Annotated in this window: 5 protein-coding genes; 3 read left to right on the top strand and 2 right to left on the bottom strand. The window is 34.0% G+C overall.

The window, feature by feature from the left end:
- Nucleotides 1–49 precede the first annotated feature (49 nt).
- Entirely contained in the window at nucleotides 50–1,369 is a 1,320-nt protein-coding gene (locus MRU_RS07835) for an O-acetylhomoserine aminocarboxypropyltransferase/cysteine synthase family protein (RefSeq protein WP_012956368.1), read from the top strand.
- A gap of 80 nt (nucleotides 1,370–1,449) precedes the next feature.
- Here the strand turns inward: MRU_RS07835 and MRU_RS12180 are convergent, their stop codons facing one another.
- Nucleotides 1,450–1,575, bottom strand: coding sequence for a hypothetical protein (locus tag MRU_RS12180; RefSeq protein ID WP_265101232.1), 126 nt, complete (start codon nucleotides 1,573–1,575; stop codon nucleotides 1,450–1,452).
- Between the two features lie 268 nt (nucleotides 1,576–1,843).
- On the opposite strand from MRU_RS12180, the gene nifS reads away from it, so the two are divergent.
- Complete coding sequence (nifS, locus tag MRU_RS07830) at nucleotides 1,844–3,049, top strand: cysteine desulfurase NifS (protein ID WP_048812634.1); 1,206 nt, start codon at nucleotides 1,844–1,846, stop codon at nucleotides 3,047–3,049.
- 67 nt (nucleotides 3,050–3,116) lie between these two features.
- Complete coding sequence (gene nifU, locus MRU_RS07825; RefSeq protein WP_012956366.1) at nucleotides 3,117–3,491, top strand: Fe-S cluster assembly scaffold protein NifU; 375 nt, start codon at nucleotides 3,117–3,119, stop codon at nucleotides 3,489–3,491.
- Between the two features lie 707 nt (nucleotides 3,492–4,198).
- Here nifU and MRU_RS07820 read toward each other — a convergent pair.
- Entirely contained in the window at nucleotides 4,199–6,541 is a 2,343-nt protein-coding gene (locus MRU_RS07820) for a DHH family phosphoesterase (protein ID WP_012956365.1), read from the bottom strand.
- Nucleotides 6,542–6,559 lie beyond the last annotated feature (18 nt).

Genomic DNA, 6,559 nt, shown 5'->3' with positions numbered 1-6,559 from the left:
AATTGTTATAAATATTCATTCTTACTACTAATTAATTACAGGTGATATTATGACAAATAAAAATTATGGATTAAGTACTTTAGGATTACACGCAGGACAAGAAGAACCAGACCCAGCAACCGGTGCAAGAGCCGTTCCAATCTATCAGACTTCGTCTTATGTATTCAGCAATACGGATGAGGCAGCTAACAGATTTGCACTTCAGGAATTTGGTCAAATCTACAGCAGATTAACTAACCCTACTTCAGATGCATTTGAAGCAAGAATCGCTGCTATTGAAGGAGGAAATTCCGCTATCTCTGCTGCAAGTGGTTTGGCTGCAATCAGTTATGCTTTGTTAAACATTACACCGCCTGGTGATGAGATCGTATCTGCAAACAACCTTTATGGTGGAACATACCAATTGTTTGATTACACTTTCAAGGATTTGGCACGTAATGTTATCTTTGTAGATTCCCAGGATTATGATGCCTTTGAAGCTGCAATTACCGATAAGACCAAGGCAATTTATGCAGAATCATTAGGAAACCCTAAGTTGGATGTTCCTGACTTTGAAAGATTAGCTGAAATTGCACATTCTCATGACATTCCTTTAATCATCGATAACACCGCTGCAGTAGGGCTTGTAAGACCTTTAGAACATGGTGCTGATGTCATTGCAGCATCTGCAACTAAGTTTGTAGGCGGACATGGTACTGCAGTAGGAGGATATATTGTAGACAGCGGAAAATTCAATTGGGGAAACGGCAAGTTCCCTACAATATCTGAGCCAGATCCAAGTTACCATGGAATAAACTATTGGGAAATATTCGGAGATTTCCCAGGTCTTGGAAACATTGCATATACCTTACGTATCAGGGCAAGATTATTAAGGGATTTAGGTGCAACCCTTGCGCCAGTTCATAGCTTCATATTCTTGCAAGGATTGGAAACCTTAACAATCAGAATGGAAAAACATTCTGAAAATGCTTTAAAAGTAGCTCAATTCTTGGATAATCATCCTGCAGTCAGTTGGGTAAACTATCCAGGTCTTGAACATCATCCAAGCCATGAAACTGCTAAAAAATATTTAGGTGACAAATTCGGTGCTCTCATTGCTTTCGGTATTAAAGGAGGTCTTGAAGCTGGTAAGGAGTTTATTGATAATGTTGAATTATTATCCTTGCTTGCAAATATTGGAGACGCTAAAAGTTTGGTTATCCACCCGGCTTCCACTACTCACCAGCAATTAACTCCAGAAGAACAGGAAAGCACTGGTGTTACTCAAGATTTAATCCGTTTATCCATTGGTTTAGAGGATGTTGACGACATTATTGCTGATATAGATCAAGCATTAGCAAAAGTAAGTGAAAAATTCGGTGATGATTAAAAAATATTTCTTTCATTTTTTAATCTCCTTTTTTTTATTTTTTAATATTTCATTTTAATTTAACTTAACTTGAATATAAATTATTTATTATCATTATACTGTCCAATTTTTTTTTTAACCTTTTTTATTTTATTTTTCTTTATTATTTTAAATATTTCATGTTTTCTATCTGATATATTTTCAGGGGTTTTTTCAATTATTTTCATGTTTTCTATCTGATCTATTTTCAGGAGTCTTTCAATTTTTTTTTTTAAAATACAATAATTCTATATTATTATACTAACCTTTATATACTAAAACTTACTAACTATTATATAGGAAAAATATAACTATTGTTATATTTTTTAAAATGACTTTAAAATTTCAAAATAATCAATGATTTGGAATTTTTTTAAAAATAAAAATCAAAATAATTTCATTTAAAAAATTAAATTTATTAAAAAGTATTTATTATGATTAGGAGTGTTTAAAATGATTTATATGGACAATTCTGCAACTTCTCCAGTTAAAGAAGAAGTTTTCAATGCAATGGTTCCTTACTTAAAGGAAGAATTCGGAAATCCTTCTGCCTTTTATTCATTAGGTAGAAGTGCAAAAAAAGCAGTTGAAACTGCACGTGAAAATGTGGCTAAATTAATCAATGCTGAGACAAGAGAAATCATCTTTACAAGTGGGGGTACTGAATCCGACAATATGGCTATAAAGGGCATAGCCTTTAAATTGGAAGATAAAGGAAAGCATATCATTACAACAGTAATCGAGCATCCTGCAGTACTTAGGACCTGCGAATACCTAGAAACAAAAGGCTTTGAAGTGACTTATCTTCCAGTTAAGGAAAATGGTATTCTTGATATTGAAGACTTAAAGGAAGCAATCAGAGACGATACCATCTTAATTTCAGTAATGCATGCAAATAATGAAATTGGAACTATCCAGCCTATTGAAGAGGTCGGTGGAATTGCAAAGGAAAAAGGCATCACTTTCCATGTGGATGCTGTTCAATCTGTTGGAAAAATCCCTGTTGATGTAAAAAAAGCAAATATTGACTTATTATCCATCTCTTCCCATAAGCTTTATGGTCCAAAGGGAGTAGGTGCGCTATTCATTAGAAAAGGAGTAAGGATTGAAACCTTGATTCATGGGGGAGGCCAAGAAAACAATCTCAGATCAGGTACTGAAAACGTTCCAGGAATTGTTGGATTCGGTAAGGCTGCAGAGATTGCTTATAATAATTTGGATGCAAATATTGAAAAGCTTCAAGAAATCAGAGACCTTCTTATAGGAGAGGTATTGGATAAGGTCCCAGAGGCATATTTGAATGGTGATAGAGAGGAGAGACTCCCTAACAATGCAAGCTTCAGATTTGCAGCGATTGAAGGTGAAGGGCTAATCCTAAGATTGGATGCGAAAGGAATTAATGGGGCAACAGGTTCTGCTTGTTCTTCTAAAAACCTAAAGGCATCTTATGTTTTAAGCGCTCTTGGATTGGAGGATGCTGAAATTCACGGCTCATTAAGATTATCCTTAGGAGTAGAGAATTCAATCGAAGATGTTGAAGTTGTATCAGATGCCATTGCAGATGTGGTTGGAAGCTTAAGACAGATGTCTCCTTTATGGGACAATGAGAAAAACGAATCCTTAGAATTGGATGAATCCAAATTTACAGATGTGGATCATTAGTTCTAAAAATATTAATAATTATTTATGAAAATAATAAAATAAACTATTTAAAAGGTTAGGTGATAGAATGTACAGTGATAAAGTTATGGATCATTTTGCAAATCCAAGAAACTCTGGCGAAATTGAAAATGCAAGTGGTGAAGGTACTGTTGGAAATCCTACTTGTGGAGATTTAATGACAATCTATATAGATGTTGATGATGATGAAGTAATTCAGGATATTAAGTTTAAAACATTCGGCTGTGGTGCTGCAATTGCAACAAGCAGTATGATAACTGAAATTGCAAAAGGAATGGCTGTTGATGAAGCTTTAAAAATCACTAGAAATGATGTAGCAGATGCTTTAGATGGTCTTCCGCCAATTAAGATGCACTGTTCCAACTTAGCTGCTGATGCTTTAGCTGAAGCAATTAAGGATTATAAGGAAAAGCAAGAAGAATAACTTATATCTTGATATTTTTTTATTATTATCGCTCTTTTATTTTTTTTTAATTTTTATTTCCTTTTTTACTATTTTTTTATTTTTTTAATTTTATCTCCTTATTTTAGTATTTTTTCATTTTTTCATTTTTTATGATATTTTCAATATTTCTCATATTCTTTTTCAATGTTTTGTTTCTATTTATAAGAACTTTTTCTAATTTTTATTTTGAATTGTTCTACTTTGTTGAAAATTTAATAAATTATTCTCTTTCAATAACTTGATATAGATTCAAGTTTTTAGATTTTATTATTTATAATATTATTTTAATTAAATTGATTATGTGATTGATTAAATTAATAGTTTTATAATAAAATTTAATTTAAATAAATAATGAAATTAATTATTTTAACAAGGAATTTTTGCATAAAAATTTTTTTGTGCAAAATCATTTTTGTGTTTTTGTGTTTTTGTGATAATTTGCTTTTTCATTTTTATGCAAAAATAGTTCTTATAATCATAAATTGTTTCTTTATTATAAAACAATTAATCTTTAAAATAATTTGAAGTAATGGAAAAGTTTTAGTAAAAATAATATAAAAATTAATTTTAAAAAATCAAAATAAGAGTGTGGGCTTTGATAAAAAATAGAAAAAAGTTAGGAACTAAAAGTTCCATTTTTAAATTAAAAAAATAATTAAAGAAAAAGAATTGATAAAAAGTTCTAATTAATTCTTAGAACTGTCAGTCATTTCACTGACTTCATTGAGAAGTTCAGTCAATACCTGTTTGCCAAGACCCTCAATATATTTAATGGATCCTGCACATTCGTGGCCTCCTCCATCAATACCTGCTTGAGGTATCTTATCTGCAAGACTGATTACAATATTATTCACATTAAATCCAAAGAGCTGGTGTACTGTGTCTGTTGCTCTTAAAACACCAAAGTCTGGGCCATGTCCTAATGTGATGATAGGCTTGTCATCGCCGATTTCCTTTACAATCTTGTCATGGACAAATCCGCAGGTTTTTCCTGGTGCTGGGAAAGTAAACTTATGTGCGTATTTTTCAACATCTAAAACATTAAAGTAGATGCCATTGTCTAATTTCACTCTTTTTATATTCGGCAACGCTGCTTTCATTTGAGTGTCAACACGTCTTAAATACTCTTTATACAATGCATCAACCATTTTAGGATGTTTGTCAATATTGTCAACACCTAAGATGGTATCGATTATGCCTCTTCCGTTCATGAATCTTAAGAAGTAAGCTTCAAAGTCAATGCACTCAGCAATCTGCTTTAATCTGTCTCTTGAGTAGCCTTTACTTGCTGCAAGTTCCACATACTGTTCTGCTTCATCTGATTCTGCATGGTCACCTAATGCTGCAATTCCTGGAAGGTGCTTGATTAAGTCTTCAATTTCTGGATTGATGAAATGAGCCACTTCAGTTGCCAATGCGCCTGCTGTAATCTGCGAGTCTCCTCCGACAAGATATGGGTTAACATGTGTGTCCACATATTCGTCAACTGCTACAGTTCCTCCCATAATGTCTTCTGGAGCAGATTCCACATCTCCTGAGACTGTTTCTCCGTTCCTTAAGGTTTTTGTAATTAGATTTCCTGGGGAGTGGTGGTCAATAACCACGATTTCAATGTCATATATTTTAGCTTGCATCAATGCAACAATATCCTCTTCTGTAGACCCGTTATCTAAAAGAACAATAAGAGGCAGTTTTTGCCCATGCCTGTCAAGGTCCTCAAGTGCAAAGGACAAGTCCTTTACAACATCTTCCAATTCATAGAATGGGGCTTTGCTCGGAGACCTTTTAAAGTAGTGGTATTCTGCATCATTGTCTGGATTGTTTTCCTTTAAATATGGAATTACTGCTTTTTCTATTGCCACACCTGAACAGATTCCGTCTGCATCGTTATGGTGCCTTACAAGTATGGATCTTCCATCCAGCACTGCTCTTCTAATGACTTTTGCAGCCTCTCTCATTTTTGGCTTTAATCTTTCAAGAACAGGGCTTTCAATTAAGAAATCAACATCATCAGGTTCTGCTTTTTTATCTAAAGCAATGTCAATCAATTCTTTCATTGCTTCAGCTTCATCACTATCTAATTTGGAGATGGATTCAGATTCGATTTGTATTTCTCCATTGTGCTGATTGACTTCTCCAATGACCTCAACAATGTCTCCCACTTCAATTTCAGGATACATTCTAACTCCAGGCTCATTAAAGGCAGCAGCCCAAGTGATTGAAGTCTCGTCAGTGATTGTAAAGATGGTTGGCCCTGATGTCTGTTGGATTTGTATGACTTCTCCGTATACTTTAACAATGCTTTTAAGAGAGCTTTCATCAAGGGTTTCGATTTTGGTTCTTCCAATGTTCTTGGATAGTTTCTTGACTACATATTCTCCTTTAAAGACATGTGCCGGAACCATATCAACTTCACGTTTTCTCTCTTTAATCTGTGAAATCCTAACAAAGATGGTGTCTCCGACCTTATTGTGAGGGTTGCTGGTTCTCATCAATCCCCAAACCTGATTGTTAAGGCTTACAAAAACACCGTATCTTTCTACACGGGTGACTTTTCCTTTGTAAAGTGAATTGATTTCCAAGTCACTCATATCACATAGTCCGTCTAATTCGTATACGATTTCCTTTCCTTCAATGTCTGACTCGACTTTAAGCTTTTTAGGATTTTCCAGTCTTTCCTTTACTTTATTCATCTTTTCTTCAAGCTGCTTTTCATTGCATTCGTCACAGTAATCCTTATCATCTGGAATTGCCTTTCCACAGCTGTTGCATACGTTGATTTGGCCTGTTCCCTTACAGTAGGGACAGTCTTCAAAAACATCCACAACACCTTTTCCATTGCATACTTCACATGGAATGTCTTGATCTGCATCCAAATCAAATTTTGCTCTTGCATTGCTGGTAACTCCTTTGAAATGGTTTTTCATTTCAAAAGTGTCTTCATATCCTGTTCCATCACATGCATCGCATATCTTTGTATCCACTGCTACTAAACCAGTTCCGTTACATTTAGGGCATGCTTCTTTCATATTTTCCCCTCTCCATAT

It is taken from the genome of Methanobrevibacter ruminantium M1, from assembly GCF_000024185.1.
GTDB classification, from domain to species: Archaea; Methanobacteriota; Methanobacteria; order Methanobacteriales; family Methanobacteriaceae; genus Methanobrevibacter; species Methanobrevibacter ruminantium.
The sequence above is the reverse complement of the archived record's forward strand: the minus strand, read 5'-3'. Positions and strand labels throughout refer to the sequence as shown.